18 protein-coding genes are annotated in these 19,598 nt (G+C 65.9%); 6 read left to right on the top strand and 12 right to left on the bottom strand.

Going from position 1 to position 19,598, the window contains the following annotated elements; genetic code table 11:
* Positions 1 to 2: 2 nt before the first annotated feature.
* Positions 3 to 566: a peroxidase-related enzyme gene (locus NL126_RS16335; RefSeq protein WP_255195948.1), complete on the bottom strand. Its 564-nt coding sequence runs from the start codon at positions 564 to 566 to the stop codon at positions 3 to 5.
* A 42-nt stretch (positions 567 to 608) separates the two neighbouring features.
* A complete protein-coding gene (locus NL126_RS16330; RefSeq protein ID WP_255195947.1) occupies positions 609 to 1,046 on the bottom strand; it encodes an ester cyclase in 438 nt (145 codons plus the stop codon).
* A 276-nt stretch (positions 1,047 to 1,322) separates the two neighbouring features.
* Between NL126_RS16330 and NL126_RS16325 the strand changes: the two genes are divergently transcribed.
* A complete protein-coding gene (locus NL126_RS16325; RefSeq protein WP_255195946.1) occupies positions 1,323 to 1,811 on the top strand; it encodes a metal-dependent hydrolase in 489 nt (162 codons plus the stop codon).
* 69 nt (positions 1,812 to 1,880) lie between these two features.
* Positions 1,881 to 3,524, top strand: coding sequence for a class I adenylate-forming enzyme family protein (locus NL126_RS16320; RefSeq protein WP_255195945.1), 1,644 nt, complete (start codon positions 1,881 to 1,883; stop codon positions 3,522 to 3,524).
* Between the two features lie 585 nt (positions 3,525 to 4,109).
* Here NL126_RS16320 and NL126_RS16315 read toward each other — a convergent pair.
* The 3 genes from NL126_RS16315 to NL126_RS16305 all read right to left on the bottom strand — a co-directional run bounded on the left by NL126_RS16315 (position 4,110) and on the right by NL126_RS16305 (position 7,176).
* Entirely contained in the window at positions 4,110 to 4,361 is a 252-nt protein-coding gene (locus tag NL126_RS16315; protein WP_255195944.1) for an MTH865 family protein, read from the bottom strand.
* Positions 4,362 to 4,557: 196 nt separating this feature from the next.
* Complete coding sequence (locus NL126_RS16310) at positions 4,558 to 5,820, bottom strand: carboxylate--amine ligase (protein ID WP_255195943.1); 1,263 nt, start codon at positions 5,818 to 5,820, stop codon at positions 4,558 to 4,560.
* 189 nt (positions 5,821 to 6,009) lie between these two features.
* Entirely contained in the window at positions 6,010 to 7,176 is a 1,167-nt protein-coding gene (locus NL126_RS16305; protein WP_255195942.1) for an acyl-CoA dehydrogenase family protein, read from the bottom strand.
* Positions 7,177 to 7,359: 183 nt separating this feature from the next.
* Between NL126_RS16305 and NL126_RS16300 the strand changes: the two genes are divergently transcribed.
* The 3 genes from NL126_RS16300 to NL126_RS16290 all read left to right on the top strand — a co-directional run bounded on the left by NL126_RS16300 (position 7,360) and on the right by NL126_RS16290 (position 11,151).
* Positions 7,360 to 9,057 carry an acyl-CoA carboxylase subunit beta gene (locus NL126_RS16300; protein WP_255195941.1) on the top strand — a complete coding sequence of 566 codons (1,698 nt, stop codon included), beginning with the start codon at positions 7,360 to 7,362 and terminating at the stop codon, positions 9,055 to 9,057.
* 291 nt (positions 9,058 to 9,348) lie between these two features.
* Positions 9,349 to 10,629 carry an MFS transporter gene (locus tag NL126_RS16295; protein ID WP_255195940.1) on the top strand — a complete coding sequence of 427 codons (1,281 nt, stop codon included), beginning with the start codon at positions 9,349 to 9,351 and terminating at the stop codon, positions 10,627 to 10,629.
* A gap of 96 nt (positions 10,630 to 10,725) precedes the next feature.
* The gene (locus NL126_RS16290) at positions 10,726 to 11,151 is read left to right on the top strand and encodes a DUF5518 domain-containing protein (protein WP_255195939.1); all 426 of its coding nucleotides are present in this window, start codon (positions 10,726 to 10,728) and stop codon (positions 11,149 to 11,151) included.
* Between the two features lie 59 nt (positions 11,152 to 11,210).
* Here the strand turns inward: NL126_RS16290 and NL126_RS16285 are convergent, their stop codons facing one another.
* Both NL126_RS16285 and NL126_RS16280 read right to left on the bottom strand, forming a co-directional pair.
* Complete coding sequence (locus NL126_RS16285) at positions 11,211 to 12,095, bottom strand: beta-keto acid cleavage family enzyme (protein WP_255195938.1); 885 nt, start codon at positions 12,093 to 12,095, stop codon at positions 11,211 to 11,213.
* 3 nt (positions 12,096 to 12,098) lie between these two features.
* Entirely contained in the window at positions 12,099 to 12,905 is an 807-nt protein-coding gene (locus tag NL126_RS16280; protein WP_255195937.1) for an enoyl-CoA hydratase/isomerase family protein, read from the bottom strand.
* Positions 12,906 to 13,049: 144 nt separating this feature from the next.
* Between NL126_RS16280 and NL126_RS16275 the strand changes: the two genes are divergently transcribed.
* Positions 13,050 to 14,819, top strand: a complete 1,770-nt coding sequence (locus NL126_RS16275; protein ID WP_255195936.1) for an acyl-CoA dehydrogenase family protein — start codon at positions 13,050 to 13,052, stop codon at positions 14,817 to 14,819.
* Here NL126_RS16275 and NL126_RS16270 read toward each other — a convergent pair.
* The 5 genes from NL126_RS16270 to NL126_RS16250 form a co-directional block, all read right to left on the bottom strand.
* The gene (locus tag NL126_RS16270; protein ID WP_255195935.1) at positions 14,816 to 16,240 is read right to left on the bottom strand and encodes an FAD-binding oxidoreductase; all 1,425 of its coding nucleotides are present in this window, start codon (positions 16,238 to 16,240) and stop codon (positions 14,816 to 14,818) included. The genes NL126_RS16275 and NL126_RS16270 overlap by 4 nt on opposite strands.
* A gap of 142 nt (positions 16,241 to 16,382) precedes the next feature.
* Complete coding sequence (locus NL126_RS16265) at positions 16,383 to 17,240, bottom strand: helix-turn-helix transcriptional regulator (RefSeq protein ID WP_255195934.1); 858 nt, start codon at positions 17,238 to 17,240, stop codon at positions 16,383 to 16,385.
* A 108-nt stretch (positions 17,241 to 17,348) separates the two neighbouring features.
* Entirely contained in the window at positions 17,349 to 18,596 is a 1,248-nt protein-coding gene (gene rbcL / locus NL126_RS16260; RefSeq protein ID WP_255195933.1) for a type III ribulose-bisphosphate carboxylase, read from the bottom strand.
* A gap of 39 nt (positions 18,597 to 18,635) precedes the next feature.
* Positions 18,636 to 18,800: a hypothetical protein gene (locus NL126_RS16255; RefSeq protein ID WP_255195932.1), complete on the bottom strand. Its 165-nt coding sequence runs from the start codon at positions 18,798 to 18,800 to the stop codon at positions 18,636 to 18,638.
* 92 nt (positions 18,801 to 18,892) lie between these two features.
* Positions 18,893 to 19,585 carry an alpha/beta hydrolase gene (locus NL126_RS16250; protein ID WP_255195931.1) on the bottom strand — a complete coding sequence of 231 codons (693 nt, stop codon included), beginning with the start codon at positions 19,583 to 19,585 and terminating at the stop codon, positions 18,893 to 18,895.
* Positions 19,586 to 19,598 lie beyond the last annotated feature (13 nt).

Below are 19,598 nucleotides of genomic sequence, written 5' to 3'. Positions count from 1 at the left end.
GCTCAGCGGCCGAGCGTGTAGAACTCGTCGTTGGGGCGCATGTCCGTCACCTGTGCCAGCCGATTCGAGAGGTTGTAGAAGCCGACGACGCTCGTGATGTCCCAGACGGCCTCCTCGGAGAACCCCACCTCCTGTAGCGCTTGCACGTCCGCGTCGTCTATCTTGCCGGGCGACTCGGTGAGTTTCTCGGCGAAGTCGAGCATCGCCCGATGTTTCGTCGAGAGGTCCGCACTCCGGTGGTTCGTGGCGAGCTGGTCGGCCAGTTTGGGGTCCTTCGCGTAGATGCGGACGAGCGCGCCGTGGGCGACGACGCAGTAGAGGCAGTCGTTGAGCCCCGAGACCGTCACCACGAGCATCTCGATCTCGTGCCGGTCGAGTGCCGTGTCCTCGACGAGCGCGTCGTGGTAGTCGAAGAAGGCGCGGAAGTGACTCGGCTTGTACCCCATCGCGCTGAAGACGTTCGGGGTGAAGCCGGCGCGCTCGGTCTCCTCCTCGATGCGCTCGCGGAGGTCGTCGGGCAGTTCCTCGGTGTCGGGGGCGTCGAAGCGGCCCATCGGGTCGGCCATGGCGCGGACTCCGACGCCCGGCGGCTTTACTGTTGGGCGACCTCAGTTGCCCATCTCGATGCCGAGCTGGCGCATCAGCCCCGGCGTGTCGGTGTACACCCACATCTCCACGAGCTTCCCGTCTTCCATCCGCGAGAGGGTGATGCTCTTGGTGTCGACCGTCCTGTTCGTCGCCGGAATGCCCATGAACTCACCGTCGTGGGTCCCCGTCCAGCGATACATCGCCGCGCCCATGTCGCCGTCGACGAGCATGAGCTCCTGGTCCATGTGGAAGTCGGAGAACCCGGCGTTGATGTCGGTGATTCGTTGCTTGTACGCGTCGGCACCGCGCATGTCCTCGGGTTCGGCAGTGTGGTGAGCGACGAACTCGTCGGCGACCACGTCGTCGATCTTGTCCGGGTCGTTCATGTTGTAGGCGAGCAGGAACGCCTGGCTGATCTCCTCGGCCGCCTCGCGCTGTTGCTGTGTGGTGGTTGGCATCGTACCTCCGGCATCGACGCTCGGGGAATTAGTTATTCGTCGCGTCGTCCGCGAAAGCTTACCTTACCGGGTCGTCAGTCGGCGAGCGCACGGGAGAGCAGGTACAGGAGGAGATAGCCGAGGGCGCCGACGACGAAGACGACTGCCGGGATGAGAAACGGGCCGAACGTCCTGGTCAGCGCGTCGAGCATGCCGGCCGTAGCACCGGTACGCGAAAAGGGGCGTCGGTTCCGGCGGCCCGTAGCTTCAAGCCGCAGGGCGCCACACCCCCCCGATATGTACGCGACCGGGCACTACGGTGCCGCACTCCTCGTGTACGCCCCCGTCGGCTTCCTGCTCTTGCGTGTCGACCCCACGCTCGCACTGGTCGGTGGCGCCGGCGTACTCGCGCTCGCGACGGTCCCGGACTACGACCTCAGGATACCGTTCGTGAGCCACCGGGGTATCACCCACACGCTCCTGTTCACACTCGTCGTCTCGGCGCTGCTGGGGGCCGTCGGCTGGCGACTCGGGCAGGGGAGCTATCAGCCGCTTGGTGGGCCCGAACGGACCGCCATGTTCGGGTTCGGCGTCGGGCTCCTCGGACTCGGATCGCATCTGCTCGCCGACATGCTGACGCCGGCCGGCGTCGCCGTGCTGTGGCCGCTCTCTGACCACGAGTACACGGTGTCGGTGGCGCGGGCGGACAACACGCTGGCGAACTGGGGGTTACTCGCGCTCGGCGTGTTCGCGACCGCAGGTGCGCTGGTCGTCGCCACCTGGTAACACCCGGAGGCGGTAGGGTAGTTCTTCACGAATATTTAATAGCCGGCGAGCGGATTGCCGAACGCTACCATGGAACATTTCAACGGCGAACCGCTTCGCCACATGGGGGACCTGCCAGCGATGGCTGCACACCGCTACGGCGACGAGGTCGCGTTCACGTCGTTCGGGCAGCCAACGACCTTCCAGGGACTCCACGAGGAGGCGAACCGGGTGGCGAACATGCTCGTCGACCACGGCGTCGAACCGGACGACCGAGTGGGGCTGTTCATCCCGAACACGAGCCAGTTCCCGGAGGCGTACTTCGGGGCGATTCGGGCCGGTGCCGTTCCGGTCCCGCTCAACCTCCGAATGGACCCTGGCACGCTCGTGTACGTGCTACAGAACGCAGAGGCCGACCACGTCATCGGCTCGCCGCTGCTCGCCGACCAGGCGAAACAGCTCGCGGAGGCCGCCGAGATCGGCACGCTGTTCCTGGGTGGGGTCTCGGACGACGGCATCGTCAACTACTCGCACGCGAAAGCGGAGTACGGCACGGAGTTCGACCGGCCGGAACGTGAGTACAGCGACATCGCCTGCCAGCCGTACACCTCGGGGACGACCGGGAACCCGAAGGGGGTGTTGCTCTCGCACGAGAACCTGCTGTCGACCGTCGAAGCGTACTCGAAGGGGGGGCTCGCCGTCGACGCCGACGACTCCATCGTGCTGGTGTTGCCGCTGTTCCACATCTACGCACTCAACGCCATCATGACCACGTACCTCTCGAAGGGGGCGACGATGCATCTCCAGCCGCAGCCCGACGGCGAACAGATGCTGACGGCGCTCTCCGAACAGAACGTCACGACGATGGCCGGTGTGCCCGCGATGTACACGATGATGTGGCGGGAGTACCGCGAGAACCCCGAGAAGTACGACCTCTCCGGTCTCCGGTACGTCAACTGCGCGGCGGCCCCGCTCGCCGACGAGGTGCGCCGGACCATCGAGGAGGCGTGGAACGTCCCGATGATCGAGGGCTGGGGGATGACCGAGACGGCCCCCGCCGGGACCGTCGAGCCCTCACACGGCGTTCGGAAGGCCGCCGGCTGTATCGGCCCTGCCCTCGAGAACATCGAGATGAAGCTCGTCGACCCGGAGACGCGAGAGACGAAGATTTCGCACGAACAGCTCACGCCGTTCCCCGACCCCGAAATCGACTTCGACGACGAGGAGTCGGTCACGGGTGAGATCGCCATCCGCGGGCCGAACGTGTTCGAGGGCTACTTCGGCCTCCCGGAGAAGACCCGCGAGGTGTTCGACGACGAGGGGTTCTTCTACACCGAGGACATCGCCCGCGTCGACGAGGACGCCTACTTCTGGATGGTCGACCGTGCGGATGACATGATCATCGCCGGCGGGGAGAATATCTACCCCGCAGAGGTCGAGAACGCGCTGTACGAGCACCCGGACGTCGCCGAGGCCGCAGTCGTCGGCGCCCCGCACGTGGTGAAGGGGCAGGCCCCGGTCGCGTTCGTCGTCCTCGAACCCGACAGCGACGTCACCGAGGAGGAGCTCCGGAAGTTCAGCCTCGACCACGTCGCCGCGTACGCGCACCCACGTCGCATCTTCTTCGTCGACGAACTGCCGCGCTCGGCGACGCAGAAGGTCCAGCGCTACAAGCTGGAGGAGGAACTCGACGAGCGGCTCGACGGGCCGCTCACGTCGAGCGAAGAGCTGTAACATCGATCCGGCCGACGCGATATTTTTCGCGGTGCTGCTGTAACTCTCAACGTGCGACAGATGGGGCGTGCGAGATACAGAGGGTGAGTTCAGCAAGACGAATTCACTCATTTCACTCAGATAGATTGGAATCCGTTGCTACGATCTTGATATGAACTGTCTGGCTCAGGACCGGAGTGACAAGATAGCCAAGCCCAAAACAGCAATTGCGACAGTTGTCAGCCACACAGCCATCGTCTCCTCAGAGACAACGTGAACTGTGAAGCCCCCCCGAAAATGCCACCAAGTGGTCCAGAGATGATAACGACTGCAGTTGCGTCACCCACGTCAACTTCGGAGTTTCCCACGGCAGAAAGAGTTTCACTGATTCCCATATGTGAGTTAATTTCTGGTAAACATTATCTGTATCGGCATCTGGCAGTCTGCCATACTGGATATAGTTTCGTGCTGCACATGCGCTATGTATTACAGCACGGCCTTAACGACCTGTCACAGACCCCGCATATCAACAGAACCGTTTCCTCCGACCGCGGAGCCACGGCTCCCGGCCCGTGAGCGTCGAAGAATGGTGGGTAGTCGTCGAACTTACAGGTGGCCGCCGTCCTCGAGCTGCTGGAGGACGTCGTCGACGAACGCCTCGGCCGAGTCGTAGGGGAAGTCGCCGCCGCCGAGCTTCGTGTTGAGCTCCATGGCGGTCATCGAGAAGTCGCCGGACTCGAACTTCGTCCCCGGACCGTTCGGGAGGGCAGGCACGAGGTCCATCGGGCTGTTGATGGGGTAGTCGGCACCTTCGAACGCGTCGATCATCTGCTGGCGGAGGTCGTCTTTGTCTACCATAGCACACGAACCAAGTGACGGGACGGTTATAAATCGTTCGTCAACGAACACGATAAACTCGCCGGTTGGTTTACGTTGGTTTACTCGTCGTGACCGACGACAGCAGTCGTTCCTCCGAGTGGTCGAGGAGTTAACGCTGGAAGCATCGGGCCCCGGTGGTCAGGGACGCTGGGCTGTCAGTTGATTCACCAGGTTGTCAATTGATGCTCGGGTGGCCCCCTGGGTCGCCCATCTCGGCTCGGGAGAGTCGCCGGCGGAGCGCATCGGCGCCCAGTCCGACCGCCTGCCGGAGCGCCCAGACCGTCGGCACCGGATCGGACGTGGAGACGAACGTCTGTTCGGCGACGAGACAGGCCCACAGGACGTGGAGGACGGCGGTGGGATGGCCCCGGTGGAGCTGTTCGTTCAGCCACTTCAGGTCGCCGTAGAGGAGTCGATGGTGGAGTCGGGCGACGCGGTACGAGTCGGGCTGTGCGACGGGCTCCCCACGGAGGAGCTGGAAGTGGTGCCACGGGATGTCGACGCCGCTCGCGATGGCGAAGGGGACCGACCCCCAGTACCGGCCGTTGACCTCGATGAGGTAGAACTCGTCGTCCGGCGTTCGCATGAACTCGACCATCGCCGGCCCCGTCCAGTCCAGCGCTGCGATTACCTCTCGAGCGTACTCGAGCATCCGTGGCTCAGTCAGCGCCCGCAACAGCGTCGAGTTGCCCCCCGACGCCGGGACCGTCCGAACGCGCTCCTCCTGGAAGTGCGTCAGTATCTCACCCCGGTCCGCGACGACGACGGTGGTCGTCGTGGTCCCCGGCACTCGCTCCTGAACGAGCGGGTAGTGGCGTTCCACTTCGAGAACGGGGTACCGCGCGAGGATGCGACGATAGGCGTCGACCAGCTCCGCCGGGGAGTCGGCGTAGTAGTCGTCGTCGATGAGCACTCGATGGCAGTGGCCATCGGCGTCCCGGACGGTCTTGCTCCGGGGTTTGACGAGCGCCGGGTACGTCAGTTGGGTAGCGATTTCCTCGACCTCTGTGATCGACGTGGGGGCGAACGTCGTGGGGATGGGGACGTCGAGCGATGCGGCGATCTCGAACAGGGTCCCCTTGTCGAACGCCCGCTCGAACGTCGGCCAGTCCTCGACTGCCACGAGGGTCCCGGTCGCCTCGATGCGGTCCTTGTGCCGAGAGAGCAGCGTCGACGTGCCATCCTGTACTGGGATGACGACGTAGTGGTCGACTGTGCGGAGGAACTCCACGAGATGGTCGACGAACCGCTCGGCCGACTTTGCCGGGTCGGGGTAGCGATAGGTGGCGTCGCTGTAGCGGGAGACCCCACCAATCGAGGGGGCAACGTGACTGCCCGCGGTGACGCAGATCCCCTGCCGGCCGAGTGACCGAACGATGGCGAGGCCGGCCTGCCCGTTGGCGTCGAGAACCAGCGCCCGCACCGAGTTGTTCGTCATGAGAGAAACGAGAGATACCCGGGGTGTGGTTTTGTTACTCTCGTCGTTCGGTCGTAAAGACCAGCTTACCGACAGACGGCACCCTCGAGGCACGATGCGGGCCTCCCGTCGTGCTTTACGCCGGTGAACCCCGGGCGAAATCCGGAGTCATATCTGTGTGCTGTCGAGATTGTGAGTGGCGAAAACGCCTCAGTACGACTTCGGCATGCCGAGTTCGTGCTGGCCGATGTAGTTGAGCACCATCTCGTTCGACACCGGCACGGTCTGGGTCAGCCGGAGGTTCTGCCAGATGTCGTACACCTCGTACTCGCGGGTGAAACCGTTGCCGCCATGGGTCTGGATGGCCCGGTCCGCGGCCTCCGTCCCGAAGTTCGCGGTGAGCAGTTTCGCGGCGTTCGCCTCCATCCCACACTCCTCGTTCTCGTCCCACTTCTTCGCCGCCTTGTACGTCACCTCGCGGGCGGCCGTGAGCTTGGCGTACGACTCGGCGATGGGGTGCTGGATGGCCTGGTGCGAGCCGATGGGCGCGTCGAACACCGACCGCTCGTTGGCGTACTCGACGGCGAGATCCACGGCCCGGAGGCCGCCGCCGAGCGAGGACGCTGCACCCGCGATACGTTCGGTGTTGAGCGTGTCCCACAGCAGGTAGAGGCCGCCGTCGACCGCCCCCAGCACGTCATCCTCGCCGACGTCGAGGTCGTCGTAGTGGACAGTGTACTGCTTCTCGAACCACGGGACGGCCGTGTCGACCTGATTGAGCGAGATGCCGTCGCGCTCGGCAGGGTCGTCGACGAGGAACAGCGTGACGCCGTGGGTCGGGTTGTCCGGGTCGAACTCGGAGGTTCGCGCGACGAGCAGCATCGTATCGGCGTTCTCGACGCCCGAGATGAACGTCTTCTCGCCGTTGACGACGAAGCCGTCGTCCGTCTCGTCGGCGCGCGTCGAGATGTTGAGCGTGTTCGTCCCCGCCATCGGCTCGGTGAGCGCCATACAGAACCGCATGTCACCCGAGGCGATCTTCGGGAGGTACTCCTCCTTCTGTTCGGGGCTGCCGTGACGGCTGATGCCGATGCCGCCGAAGACGGGCGTGAGGACGAACACGATGCCACCCTGCCCGCCACCACGAGACAACTCCTCGATGATGATGGTCATCTCGAGCATCCCCATCCCCTCGCCGCCGTACTCTTCGGGGATCGCCACACCCAACCAGCCGTCGTCGGCGAGCGCCTGCCAGTACTCTTCGGGGAACTTCTTCTCGTCGATGTGTTCCTGCCAGTAGTTGCGGCCGAAGTCGCTCGCGATGTCGCGCACCGACTCGCGGATCAGGTCGTGGAGTTCGGTCTCGCCGAGTGCCATGGAGCGTGTTGGGGGGTCCCATGGTTAGAGCTTTCTCCCCGATGCCGCGGCCTATTATACGTCCGTCCGGCGACTGGACGCCGCGCCGCTCAGTTCTGGGGTGACCCATAGATATTTGCACGGGCGCCGAAAACAGACCGGCATACGACCACGCGAAAACTTTGAACCTCGCACGAGTTCACTATGGAGATCAACATCGACGACGACACGGACGAGGAGATCGCACAGGCAATCGCGACGGCAATCTCGGAGCACCTCGGGACGGACGTCGAACTCGTGAGCGGCGGGAAGGCGGTCGCCGCCGCCGGCCACAACTGGGACGAGGAGGGGGCCATCGTCACCGACCGCGAAGAGGAGTTGCGCGAGGAACTAGAGGAGATTCTCGCGGGCGGGCCCGAACGCGGGCACGAGAAGATCGAGGATCTCGGGAAGGTGTTCGTCCGCGAGCGACTCGACCTCATCTTCGACGAGATCGAGTACGAGGACGGCACGTTCGCCCGCTACGGCGACGACGACGACCTGCCCGCCGACGGACTCATCACCGGCATCGGGACCATCGACGGTCGGCGCGTGGCGTTCACCGCGAACGACTACACCGTGAAGGCGGGCTCGCTCGGGATGATGGGCGTCGAGAAGGTCATCCGCATCCAGGAGCGGGCGATGGACCTCGGGATACCCATGTTGCGACTGGTGGACTCGACGGGCGCGCGGCTGAACGCCGACGAGCGCGAGCCCGGCGACACCCACATGGACCGCTATCGGGGGGGCAAGATGTTCTACAACCAGTGTCTCCTCTCCGGGAAGGTCCCGCAAATCGGCGTCCTCTACGGCCCGAACGTCGCGGGGTCGGCGTATACGCCCGTCTTCTGTGACTTCCTCATCATGGTCGAGGAGATATCGGGGATGGCCATCGCCTCGCCGCGCATCGTCGGCGCGATGACCGGCGAGCAGATCGACATGCAGGGGCTCGGCGGCCCGGACGTCCACGCCAAACACTCCGGCAGTGCGGACCTCGTCGTCCCCGACGAGGCCACCGCCGCCGAGCGCGTGAAGGACCTCCTGGGACTGCTCCCCGACAGCTACCGGAACGCGCCGCCAGAATCGCCACCGAAAGCACCGTCGAAGAACCCCCACGGCCTCGACGCGGTCATCCCCGAGGAGCCGAACAAGGCGTACGACGTTCACGAGGTCATCGACCGGGTCGTCGACCGCGACTCGTTCATCGAGATCAAACCCGAGTTCGCGCCGGAGCTCGTGACCGGCCTCGGTCGCATCAACGGGCAGGTCGTCGGCATCGTCGCCAACCAACCCGAACACGTCTCGGGCGCCATCTTCCCCGACTCCGCCGACAAGGGCGCGGGGTTCGTCTGGACCTGCGACGCGTACAACATTCCGCTCGTCTACCTCTGTGACACGCCCGGCTACATGATCGGCTCGCAGGTCGAGAAGGAGGGCGTCCTCCGGAAAGGGCGCAAGTTCATCTACGCCACCTCGAACGCGCAGGTCCCGAAATTCTGTGTCATCACCCGCAAGGCGTACGGTGCGGGCATCTACGCGATGGCCGGCCCCTCCTTCGGCCCCGACGCGACGCTCGCGCTCCCCTCCGCGGAAATCTCCGTGATGGGGCCGGACGCTGCGGTCCACGCGCTGTTCGGCCGCCAACTGGAGGAGATGGACGGCGAGACCCGCGACGCGTTCATCGAATCGGCCAAGCAGGAGTTCGACAAGTACATCGACATCCGCAAGCAGGCGGGGACGATGCAGGTGGACGAGCTGATTCCGGCGGGCGACCTCCGCGAGCAACTGGAACACCGCCTCGACGTCTACAAGAACAAGGAGCGTGATCCCGTGGACCGTCACCACGGGACCGTGTTCTTCTAATGCACTTTTTGCGCGAGGGCTTCGTGCGCCTCCGGCGCACTCAACCCCCCGTCGTCGGATTCCAGCGGAATCCGACGGGCTAGCAGACCGCGGCGCGGTCTGCTAACGGCAAAAACTTGCGGAAAAATAGCGCCTGCTCCCTTCGCGCCTGCGGCGCGCCGATCAGCGGGCGCTACGGCACGCTCGCTCCGCTCGCGTGCCGGGAACCACTCGGCCCTTCGGGCCTCGCGGATGCTGGCTCCCCCGCATACTCGGGGCAACACTTACCTGTGCTTGTCAACCTCTCGCAATATGGTCGAGACGGGCCAATCGGAGGGGGGCGTCCGGTACCGGTGGGTCGTGCTGGTGGTCGCGTTCCTCGTGCACGCGACGTGTATCGCGCTCATCTGGCAGGCCGTTCCGCCACTGAAGCAAGCGATGGCCCCGGACCTCGGCACCCCGTGGCAGCAGGTCGTTGTCGTCTACGCCGCGGTCAGTTTTGGGCTGGTGTTCACGCAGTTACCGGGTGGCGCACTCGGTGACAAGTACCCCGTCCGGTACGTCGTCGGCCTCGGCGCCGTGTTCGCCGGACTCGCGACGGCGCTCCGGTTCGCCGTCCCCTCGCTTCTCGGGCAGGTACTCGTGAGTGTGGTCGCCGCCGTCGGTATGGGGCTCGTCAATCCGAACCTCATCAAGGTCGTCACCGAGTGGTTCCCCTCCCGACAACTCGGGCTCGGACAGGGGATTCTCATGTCGGGGAACACGCTCGCCGCGGGGCTCGCCCTCTCGCTCTCGGCGGGGACGGTCCTGGGAGCGGTCGGCGACTGGCAGGGCGTCTTCCTGCTCTACGGGGGGCTCACCGTCGCCGCCGGCGTGCTGTGGCTCCTGCTCGTTCGCTCCCCCCACGAGAACGAACGCCCGACGAACCCCGAGACCGGGCTCCCGTTTTCCACGAGCGAGGGGGTTCCGCTCCGGGAGTCGCTGTCCGCCGTCCTCCGGTCACCCTCGACACCGTGGGCCGTCGCGCTCACCGGCCTCGCGTTCTGGGCCATCCTCGGCTCGCTCGCTGTCCTCCCGGAGTTCGCGGACGCACACACGTTCGACGTCCCGGAGTACCTGCTCGGGACGCCGCTGTTCCTCGCGACCATCGGCGCGATCGGGCTGCCCGTGCTCTCTGACAAGTACAGCCGTCGACTCGGGCTGTACATGGGCATCCTCGGGCTCTCGCTCGGCGTCCTCCTCACGGGGGTCGCGCCGTCGCTGCCCGCGTTCGTCCTCGGGATGGCCGTCGCGGGGCTGTTCGGCGGCGGCCTCAACGCGATGTTCTACCTCCTGCCCGGCGAGCTCGCGGACATCGACCCCACGCACGTCGGGACGATGGCGGGCGTCATCCTCTCACTGTCGCAAATCGGGGCCGTAGCCGCCAGCATCGCCGGCGCGCAGGTGCTCACGGCCTACGGACTGGAAGCGTCGGCGGTGTTCGTGGCCGGCCCGACGCTCGTCGGCCTGCTCCTCGTCACGAAGCTCCACCTCGACGGCCGTGGAGAGGTCGCCGCACAGGAGACTGTCGCAGCCGGTGTCGGCGACGACTGAGCTGCGCACCGGGCTGACACGCAAGCGTCCGGGAGTGTTGCCACGCCATCTCATTCTATCAACATTTTTATCTGCCGGGGATGACATTTCGTATGCATGTCTCGGACCGTGTCCCCCGGCCGGTCGCTACCGGACACGTGGCGGTACGCACTCGTGGGGGGGCTGGTGTCCATCCCGTTCACGGCCGCCAGCTACCTGGAAACCGGCTCCGAGCTGTCGCTCTCCGCGGTGCTCGTCGGCGGGTTCCTCGCGGGATACCTCGCCGAGTGCAGGACCGGCACGAGCACCGGTGTCGGGGTCCGTGCCGGCGTCGTCGGCGCGCTGCCGGCGCTCTGGCTACTGGTCGACATGCTCGAAACGGTTGGGAGCCTGTCGAACCCGCTATGGTTCTCGGCCGCTCTCGTCGCGCTCGCGCTTGCGGTTACCGGACTCGCATTCGTACTCGGGGGGCTGGGCGGCGAACTGGGTGCGATGGTCGGTAGCTGGGCCGCCGGAACGCGGCGGTCACACACCTCACAGTAGGCACGCCACGGTGCAGAGTTCGGCCCAGTCGCCGAGTGGTCGACAGCGCCGCGACCGACTCAGAGGTGCGGCGCGTCGACGTCCATGATTTCGGCGGCTTCGGCGGGCGTCGCCGGCTCGCGCCCCACGTCCCGAGCCATCTCGGCGGCTTTCCCGACGAGTTCGGGGTTCGTCGCCATCTCGCCGTTGGGGAGGTAGAAGTTGTCTTCGAGGCCGACACGGACGTTCCCGCCCATCGAGAGCGCCGCCGCCACCAGCTGCCACTGGTCGCGGGAGATGCCGATGACCTGCCAGTTGGCGCTGTCGGGGAGCTGGCGCACCTGGTGGGCGAGGTTCTCGACGGTCGCGGGAATCCCGCCGAGGACGCCCATGATGAGCGAGAAGTGGATGGGGTGTTCGAGTTCCCCCGACTTCAGGAACGGCCGGATGTTCCCGATGTGCCCCGTGTCGAAACACTCCAGTTCGGGCTTCACGCCGTGGTCGTTCATCGCCTGCAGGAACTGGCGAATCTCCTGGAACGGATTTTGAAAGACCATGTCGAACACGAAGTCGTCTCTCGACTCCGAATACTTCGCGTAGTTCATCGAGCCCATGTTGAGCGCCGCGATGTTCGGCTCCGTCTCCTCGACGTACTCGACACGGCTCTCGACGGGCTCGTGAAGCGCACCCGTGGAGAAGTTGATGAGGATGTCTGTTCGCTCGCGCACCGCGTCGTGAATCCGCTGGTACACCTCTGTGTCGAACGTCGGAGAGCCGTTCTCCGTTCGCGCGTGGATGTGTGCGACCGCCGCCCCCTGCTCGCGGGCGGCCGCGGCGTCCGCCGCGATTTCCTCGGGGGTGTAGGGAATGTGTTCACACTGGTCGCGCGTCGTGAGCGCGCCGGTGAGCGCTGCCGAGATAATCGCCGTGTCAGGGTCGTTCCCCTTGACTGATTCCTGCTCCATGTGTTATCGCCCCTTCCACTCCGGTTCCTGGTCCATCAGGAAGGCGTTGATGCCCTCCTCGGTGTCTTCCGACATGGCGATGAGCGCGATGACCTCCTTCATGTACGACAGCGCCTCGTCGAACCCCATGTCGCGCTGGTTGTAGAACGCCTCCTTCCCCATCTCGATCATGACGGGCGACGACGAGGCAAGGTCGTCGACGAGCGCGTCGAGGTCCTCGTCGAAGTTGTCCGCGTCGTAGGTCTCGGTCGTGAAGCCGATCTCGTACGCCTTCGCCGCGTCGATGTGCTCGCCCGTGAACAGGAGCTTGAGCCCCTGCTTCTCGTTCACCGTCCGCATGATGGGGACGAGCGCCTGTGCGGGGAACAGCCCGATGTCCACTTCAGGAGTTCCGAACGTCGCTTCCTCGCTCGCGACGATGAGGTCACACGACGCGGCGAGGCCCATCCCACCGGCGAGGCAGTAGCCCTCGACGGCGGCGACGGTCAGCGCCGCGGTGTTCACGAGCTGGTCCATCAGCTCCGCGAGCCCCGAGAAACCCTGGCGGTAGGCCTGCGAGCCCTGCCCCAGCGAGGAGGCCATGCTCTTGAGGTCGCCGCCGGCACAGAAGTTGCCCCCTGCGCCGCGGATGACGACGACGCGCGCGTCGCCCTCGTCTGCAGCGGCGAGTACGTCACCCAGGCCCCCGAGCACGTTGTCGTTCAGCGCGTTCCGCTGGTCCGGGCGGTCGATAGTCGCCCGTATCACCAGCCCGTCGTCCGCCACCTCGACGGCGAGGTCGTCGTTGGAGAGGTCGTCACCGGATACCATGCGTGAGAGAGTCGTGCGAACCCCCACAGGAAACGTCTTTTGGAACGGGGAAAACGAGAAACTCGTTGAACGATTATTCGCGGCGCGAAGTTGTCGCTCGTCCGAACCGAACGTTGATACCACGCGACAGCCACACCATTGCATATGTCAACGGACCCCATCGACTACGGCGCCTACGAGTCCGGGCGCGACTGCAACTACTGGGCGCTCGACCCCACGCTCCAGTACGAGGCCGAGCGGGTCTACCCCGACGACGAGTACGAGTGGGCGGAGTCGGTCCTCTCGGGCTACGGCGAGGCGCTGGGGCACACCATCGCGGACAACTCCGACCGCATCGACCGCCACGGTCCCCAGCTCCACACCTACAACAAGGACGGCGAGGTCCAGAACTACGTCGAGTACCACCCCGACCAGTTCGAGACCGAGCGCATCACCTACGAGGAGTTCGGGCTGACGCACGACGCGTTCCACGCACCACCTGGACGAGACGAGCCGGTGGGGTTCGCCCACGTCCTGATGATGCAGACCCTTCTGGGCTACTGTGACACCGGGTTCGCCTGCCCCGCCTCCATGACCACCGGCGCGGCCATCGTTCTCGACGCGTTCGACGACGGCTCGCTTGACGACTACTTCCAGGGGCTCACCTCGCGCGACTACGACGAGCACATCGAGGGCGCGATGTTCCTCACCGAGAAGCAGGGTGGCAGTGACGTGGGCGCGAACGAGGTCCGTGCCGAACCGCAGGACGACGGAACGTACGAACTGTACGGTGAGAAGTGGTTCTGCTCGAACATCGACGCACAGGGCGCGCTCGCACTCGCACGGACCCCTGACGCCCCCGAGGGAACGAAGGGGCTCTCGCTGTTCCTCGTTCCCCGCGAGCTCCCGAGCGGCGAGCTCAACGACGCCCTCTTTCGCAGACTGAAGGACAAACTCGGCACCATCGCCGTCCCGACGGGCGAAATCGAATACCGAGGCGCGACGGGCTACCTCGTCGGCGAGGAGGGCCAGGGGTTCAAGGCGATGGCCGAGATGATGAACTACGAGCGGCTGACGAACGCAACGGGTGCCGTGGGCGTGATGGGCCGCGCGCTGCTGGAGGCGAAGGTCCGAGCCGCCAACCGCGAAGCGTTCGGCGAGCGCATCGACCAGTATCCGCTCCTCAGACGCGACCTCGTGGAGATGACCGCGGACTACGAGGCGGCGGCGGTGTTCTCGTTCGAAGCCGCACGGTTCTACGACCAGTACAAAGCCGAAGGCGAGACAAGCGACGAGGCGTGGAAGCTCATGCGCCTGCTCGTCCCCATCGCGAAGAAGGAGACCGCCCGCAAATCGGTCGCGGTTACCTCCTACGCAATGGAGGTCCTGGGTGGCAACGGCTACGTCCGTGAACACGTCACCGAGCGACTCCTGCGCGACGCACAGGTCCTCCCCATCTGGGAGGGCACCTCGAACATCCTCTCGCTCGACCTCCTGCGGGTGCTCGGGAAGGAGCAGGCCCACGAGGCACTGATTCCGTACGTGAACGAACTGCTCGACATCGATCACCCGTTCCTCGATGACCCCGTCGAGACCGTTTCGGAACGATTCACCGACCTCCAGACCGCGCTCGTCACGCTCGCGAGCGAGGACGACGACTACGCGCAGTACCACGCGAAGGAACTCGCGAGCCTCACCTACGACGTGGTGTGTGCCGCGCTGCTCATCAGCGAGGGACAGGAGAGCCTCGACGACGGCGACGCCCGGAAGGCGCTCGTCGCGAAGGCGTTCGTCGACAAGCAGTTCGGCGTCGAGAACGTCCGCGGCATCACCTCGGGCGAGACGTTCGGCGACGAGTGGTTCGACGCTATCGCGCGGTACGCGAGCGTCGACCCGTCGGAACTGGATGCCCAGCCTGCGCCCGCCGACGACTAGGCACGCACGTTCCGGTTGGAGCGGAACAGGTTGTCCGGGTCGTACTGCTCCTTGAGCGCGACCAGCCGCTCGAAGTTGTCGCCGTACGTCGCCCGGATGCGGTCGTCACCCTCGTCGGCGGTCTGGAAGTTGATGTACGTACTGCCGGTCGAGAACGGCCGGAGCTGTTCCCAGGCGTCGCGGACCCACTGCTGGAACTCCTCCGCGCGAGGCTCGTCCGGTTCCCACATCCCGGCCGCACCGTACACGAACTTCGCGTCGCGGTTGCCGACGACGCCGTCGTCCCCGTCACGCTCGTTGAGCGCCCCCTCGAGATGGGCGACGACGAGCTGGCCCCCGGGAATCGGACACTCACCAGCCAACCCCTCGATGGTCGAGAGCATCTCGTCGGTCAGCTCGGGGGCGAACTCCGTCTTCCAGTAGTAGTGTGCCCCCTTGGGCTCGGTGTCGTCGAGCGACGACTGGAGCTGGGTGTACGACTGTTTCTGCAGCAGGTTCACGACGGGGTCGCCCAGCGAGTGGATGGGTTCCAACACCGTCTCGACCTCGTCGAGGTCACCGCTGTAACAGATCGTCATCGCGATGGCGCGCTGGCCCTGTGCCTCCTCCGGGACGAAGGGGGCCGGCGGGGCCCGCAGGAGAATCAGGAACGCCGTCAGCTCACGGGGCGCCGTCGCCGTGAGCGCCTTGTACACCTGGAGAACCTCGTCGGCGCGTTCGTGTGGCCAGGCGACGAGCCCACCGTAGATGGTCGGGCCGACCTCGTGGAGCCGGTAGGTGAACGACGTGACGACACCGAGGTTCGCGCCAGCCCCGCGGATTCCCCAGAAGAGGTCCGAGTTCTCCTCACGGCTGGCACGCCGGACCGCGCCGTCGGCGGTGACGATCTCCACCGCGAGCAGGTTGTCGACGGTCCAGCCGAACCGCCGTGTCAGATAGCCGAATCCGCCGCCGAGTGTCAGCCCCGCCAGCCCCGTCTCGGAGATGAAGCCGAGCGGCGTGGCGAGCCCGTGGAGCTGCGTCTCCCGGTCGACGTCCCCGAGGAGACAGCCGGCCTGTGCCGTCACGGTCTTCGTGTCGGGGTCGACGAACACGCCACGCATCCGAGACATGTCGATGGTGAGTCCGCCGTCAGCGAGCGCCGTGCCGGCGATGTTGTGTCCTCCGCCCTTCACCGACAGCGAGAGGTCGTGTTCGCGGGCGAACTCGACGGCCGCCACGACGTCCGCGGTGCCCGTCGGCTGGACGACCAGCGCCGGCTGTGTCTCGATCATCCCGTTCCAGAGCCGCGTGGCCTCCTCGAACCCATCGTCGTCGGGGCCGAGCAACGCGCCTCGTAGCTGTTGTCCGAACGCATCAAGGGACCCTTGCTCGATTTCGGTCGGCGAGCCCTCGCGTGTGGCGATGGTAGTTTGGACCATAGCGCATCCCCGTTCACTACGCCGTCAGCAGCCGTGTAACTGCCCCGTGAAAGCTTTCAGGTGGTGAAAGTGTAGCGGCGCCGACGGATGGGCTCCGACTGGTACGCCACGGTAGTTGTGGCGGCGACATTGGCCACGTCGCTCAGGGTTGCGGATGCTTCCTCGCAGTTCTCTCCACGGTGGTGTGGTCCGACGGGTCGAGCGTGTCGAAGGCTTGTGGGTCGACCGGAGTCGCCTCCTGACGGATCCGTTCGAAGGTGGCGATCGCCCACGCTCGCGCCTCCGGTGCGGCGGTATCGACGACAGCCGTCAGGGCCCCGGTCTCGACGTCGTGACAGCAGATGCCGACCCGGTCGTCGGCGATGCCGAGCCCGCAGCGGTTGCCGTCGGGCAGGTCGTCGTGTACGTACACCCGACAGTTCTCCTGGGACGCGGCCTCCAGGACCCGTTCCGGGTTCCAGGCGAGCGTTCCCTCCAGCGCAGCAGGCGAGTAGACGTACTCCAGTTCCATCCCGTCGAGCACCGCCCGGCAGACGGTCTCGTTGTTTATCGACTTGAACACGATGCTGTCGAACCCGCGCAGTCGACTGGTGCGCTGGATGAGCTGCGTGAGCCGTTCGACGGGCTCGTACGGATACCCTGGTCCGGGGTGCGAGACCACGGCATCGGCGAACAGGTCGACGCTGAACCCCTCCATCTCGCGGGGCAGCCACTGCCACACGGCCTGGAGCTTGCGTTCTGTCTCCATCGCGTCACGGAGCTCCAGGAACCGGGTGGCGACGAACTCGCCCAGCGGCGTCAACGAGTACGTCGAGCCGTCGCGGACGATCCACCGCTCCGCCTCGAAGCCGGAGAGGACGCGCCCCATCGTGGGCGAGGAGGCACCCGTTGCGGCCCGAAGGTCTGCCCGCGAACGTGGCCCGTCGGCCAGTTCCTCCAGGACCCCGACCCGGTGGGCCGACCGGGCGAGGAACTCGATCGTCTCTATCGCAGAGTCCATGCTAGAGATACGCTGGCACGATAATAGATTCGACGGGCGCCGTAGACTCTCCGGAGGTCGTACTCGTCGTCGAGAAGCCGAGGTCGACGCGAACTCGAGCGTGAGGGATTACCGCGGGGACTCCGTACCCCACTTGTCGAGCGCAGTTCTGAGTGCTGGCACCCGTTCGGCGCGCTCGTCGAGCGTCTCGCCGTCGACCCACGCCTCGGTCGCGGCGCGGAGCGCCTCGGCGCCCGCTCGCGTCCCGTCCGGGTGGCCGTGGATGCCACCGCCGGCCTGCACCATCACCTCGGGGCCGGTGGCGTCGAGCAGCGCGTCGACGATACCCGGGTGCAAGCCTCCAGAAGCGACCGGGAGCACGTCACGCATCCCGTAGAGGTCGGACGTCAGCCAGTCGTTGATGCCGACTGTATCCTCGTTCTCGAGTTTCCCCAGCCCCACCGTACCGGTGTGGAGGTGGTCGACGCCCGCGAGCCGTGCGAACTGGGCGAGACAGCGCATGGAGACGCCGTGTTCGGGCAGGCGGTCGAACGCCGCGTGCATCGCACGGTGCGCGTGGATGGCGAGTCCGAGGTCCTCGGTTCGCCGCCGGACGGTCTGGAGCGACGACCAGCCCGCGGTGATGATGTCGACCATCACGAACGAGCCGCCGTGGTCCGCGACGTACTCCGCCCGCCGAACCATCTCGTCGGTCTCGGCGGTGATGTTGACGAGGTAGTCCTTCCGCTCGCCGGTCTCTTCCTGAGCGCGGTCGCGCATCTCGAACGACTCCGTGACCCGGCGCTCGAACGGGTTGAAGTTCTGGTCGGTGAGGTTCTCGTCGTCCTTCAGGAGGTCGACGCCGCCGACCCACGCGTCGTAGCCGATGCGGGCGTGTTCCTCGGTCGGGAGCCCGACCTTCGGTTTGGGGACCGTCGCGAGCCCCGGGCGGCCGTCCGCGTCGAGGAACTGCGTGAGCACGTCGCTCCCGAACTGCGGGCCGGGGAACGACGAGGTGAGCTGTTCGGGCCACTCGCAGTCGACGAGCCGGATGGTGTCGACCGCCTTCATCCCCATGATGTTGCCGGCGATACAGGAGAGCACCTGGGCCAGACTACCGGGCTCGAACAGCGCGTCCGGGTACGCCACCTTCACGAGACCGTCGTCGGAGAGGTCGAACGCCATCGCCGACAGCCGCGAGATGTCGCTGTCGACGTCGAGGGCGGCCCACGTTCCGTTGGAGGACTCGGAGGCGACACGGGCGGCGGCGGCTTCCAGGCTCATCCCCTCGCCGGGCGCGACCCGGAACGTACACACGAGGTCGTCGCTCGTCGGCGTGTAGGACTCGTCGAGGAAGTCGTCGTACTCGATTCCCATGCCCCCGCAGTTGTACGGGCAGCCTAAAGGGCGTTAGGGTCAGTCGGGGGTGTCCGCCTTCTGGTAGCTCCGGTAGGTCATCGCGTCGCCGTCGACGATGACCGCGTCCGTCCCGTTCTCACAGCCCTCTGGCGGATCATCGTCGCCCAGCCCGCCGTCCGTCGTCATGTCACCGTACTCGTATGGGGAATCGTCGAGTTCCATATCCATCGGTCGGACACCGACGGAGATAAACCTTTGTCAGACGCTAACACACACCATTAAGTCGTCCGAGCGCGTAGCTTCTCGCTCGGTTCTCAGGCGAGTGTTTCGAGCGTGTCCTCGACCACCGAGCAGGCCGCCTCACGGTCCGCAGACGAGAACGGCTCGTGGGTGCCGTCGTAGAGCCGGATCTGTTCCGGAGCGACCCGTTCGCCGATCCCCTGCAGGCCGACGAGCGTCTCGCGGAGCGTACAGCAGACGAGCGCCTCGTCGCCCGGATCCGGCATCGACGACTGTGCATCACGGATGGTCCGGATGAACGCCGGCGACACCTGTTTGGGGAGGTTTGACCAGGCCTCGTCAGAGACACGCGGCCCCACCTCGTGCTGCTCGAAGTCGATGGGGACGAACGGGCGGTCGACGGGGAGGCGCATCCCGTACTCGAACACCGGCCCCCTGAGTTTGGCGCCGTAGAACGCCCACCACGGGCTGATGTAGACGGCGCGCTCGGGCGCGAGATGGCCGACCACCAGTCCCCCGGTCGAGTGCGAGAGGAACAACGGGTCGTCGAGGTCCGCCGCGTGCTCGCGAACCGGTCGCAGGTAGTCGGCCTCGAAGTCGGTGCCGTTCGTCGGAATCTCGAACGTGTGAACCGTGTAGTCGTTGACGAGCCGGTCGACGAACCACCGCTCGTTCTCGCCGCCCAGTCGGTTGCCCCAGCCCATCACGAACACGAGGTCCGGACCCGCCCCCCGCGTCTCGTGTGTCATCCGGTCGATGTGTCCCATGGCCTGACCTCCC

It is taken from the genome of Halorarius litoreus, from assembly GCF_024362405.1.
GTDB classification, from domain to species: Archaea; Halobacteriota; Halobacteria; order Halobacteriales; family Haloarculaceae; genus Halorarius; species Halorarius litoreus.
This window is presented reverse-complemented; position numbering and strand designations above follow the sequence as displayed.

What these genes read in the sequence shown, in the direction of transcription:
- NL126_RS16255 (WP_255195932.1), bottom strand. Translation starts at nt 18,800, where the DNA reads ATGGAACTCGACGATTCCCCATACGAGTACGGTGACATGACGACGGAC.
- NL126_RS16290 (WP_255195939.1), top strand. Translation starts at nt 10,726, where the DNA reads ATGTCTCGGACCGTGTCCCCCGGCCGGTCGCTACCGGACACGTGGCGG.
- NL126_RS16310 (WP_255195943.1), bottom strand. Translation starts at nt 5,820, where the DNA reads ATGACGAACAACTCGGTGCGGGCGCTGGTTCTCGACGCCAACGGGCAG.
- NL126_RS16265 (WP_255195934.1), bottom strand. Translation starts at nt 17,240, where the DNA reads ATGGACTCTGCGATAGAGACGATCGAGTTCCTCGCCCGGTCGGCCCAC.
- NL126_RS16300 (WP_255195941.1), top strand. Translation starts at nt 7,360, where the DNA reads ATGGAGATCAACATCGACGACGACACGGACGAGGAGATCGCACAGGCA.
- NL126_RS16280 (WP_255195937.1), bottom strand. Translation starts at nt 12,905, where the DNA reads ATGGTATCCGGTGACGACCTCTCCAACGACGACCTCGCCGTCGAGGTG.
- NL126_RS16250 (WP_255195931.1), bottom strand. Translation starts at nt 19,585, where the DNA reads ATGGGACACATCGACCGGATGACACACGAGACGCGGGGGGCGGGTCCG.
- NL126_RS16330 (WP_255195947.1), bottom strand. Translation starts at nt 1,046, where the DNA reads ATGCCAACCACCACACAGCAACAGCGCGAGGCGGCCGAGGAGATCAGC.
- NL126_RS16335 (WP_255195948.1), bottom strand. Translation starts at nt 566, where the DNA reads ATGGCCGACCCGATGGGCCGCTTCGACGCCCCCGACACCGAGGAACTG.
- NL126_RS16325 (WP_255195946.1), top strand. Translation starts at nt 1,323, where the DNA reads ATGTACGCGACCGGGCACTACGGTGCCGCACTCCTCGTGTACGCCCCC.
- rbcL (WP_255195933.1), bottom strand. Translation starts at nt 18,596, where the DNA reads ATGGGAATCGAGTACGACGACTTCCTCGACGAGTCCTACACGCCGACG.
- NL126_RS16320 (WP_255195945.1), top strand. Translation starts at nt 1,881, where the DNA reads ATGGAACATTTCAACGGCGAACCGCTTCGCCACATGGGGGACCTGCCA.
- NL126_RS16315 (WP_255195944.1), bottom strand. Translation starts at nt 4,361, where the DNA reads ATGGTAGACAAAGACGACCTCCGCCAGCAGATGATCGACGCGTTCGAA.
- NL126_RS16275 (WP_255195936.1), top strand. Translation starts at nt 13,050, where the DNA reads ATGTCAACGGACCCCATCGACTACGGCGCCTACGAGTCCGGGCGCGAC.
- NL126_RS16305 (WP_255195942.1), bottom strand. Translation starts at nt 7,176, where the DNA reads ATGGCACTCGGCGAGACCGAACTCCACGACCTGATCCGCGAGTCGGTG.
- NL126_RS16285 (WP_255195938.1), bottom strand. Translation starts at nt 12,095, where the DNA reads ATGGAGCAGGAATCAGTCAAGGGGAACGACCCTGACACGGCGATTATC.
- NL126_RS16270 (WP_255195935.1), bottom strand. Translation starts at nt 16,240, where the DNA reads ATGGTCCAAACTACCATCGCCACACGCGAGGGCTCGCCGACCGAAATC.
- NL126_RS16295 (WP_255195940.1), top strand. Translation starts at nt 9,349, where the DNA reads ATGGTCGAGACGGGCCAATCGGAGGGGGGCGTCCGGTACCGGTGGGTC.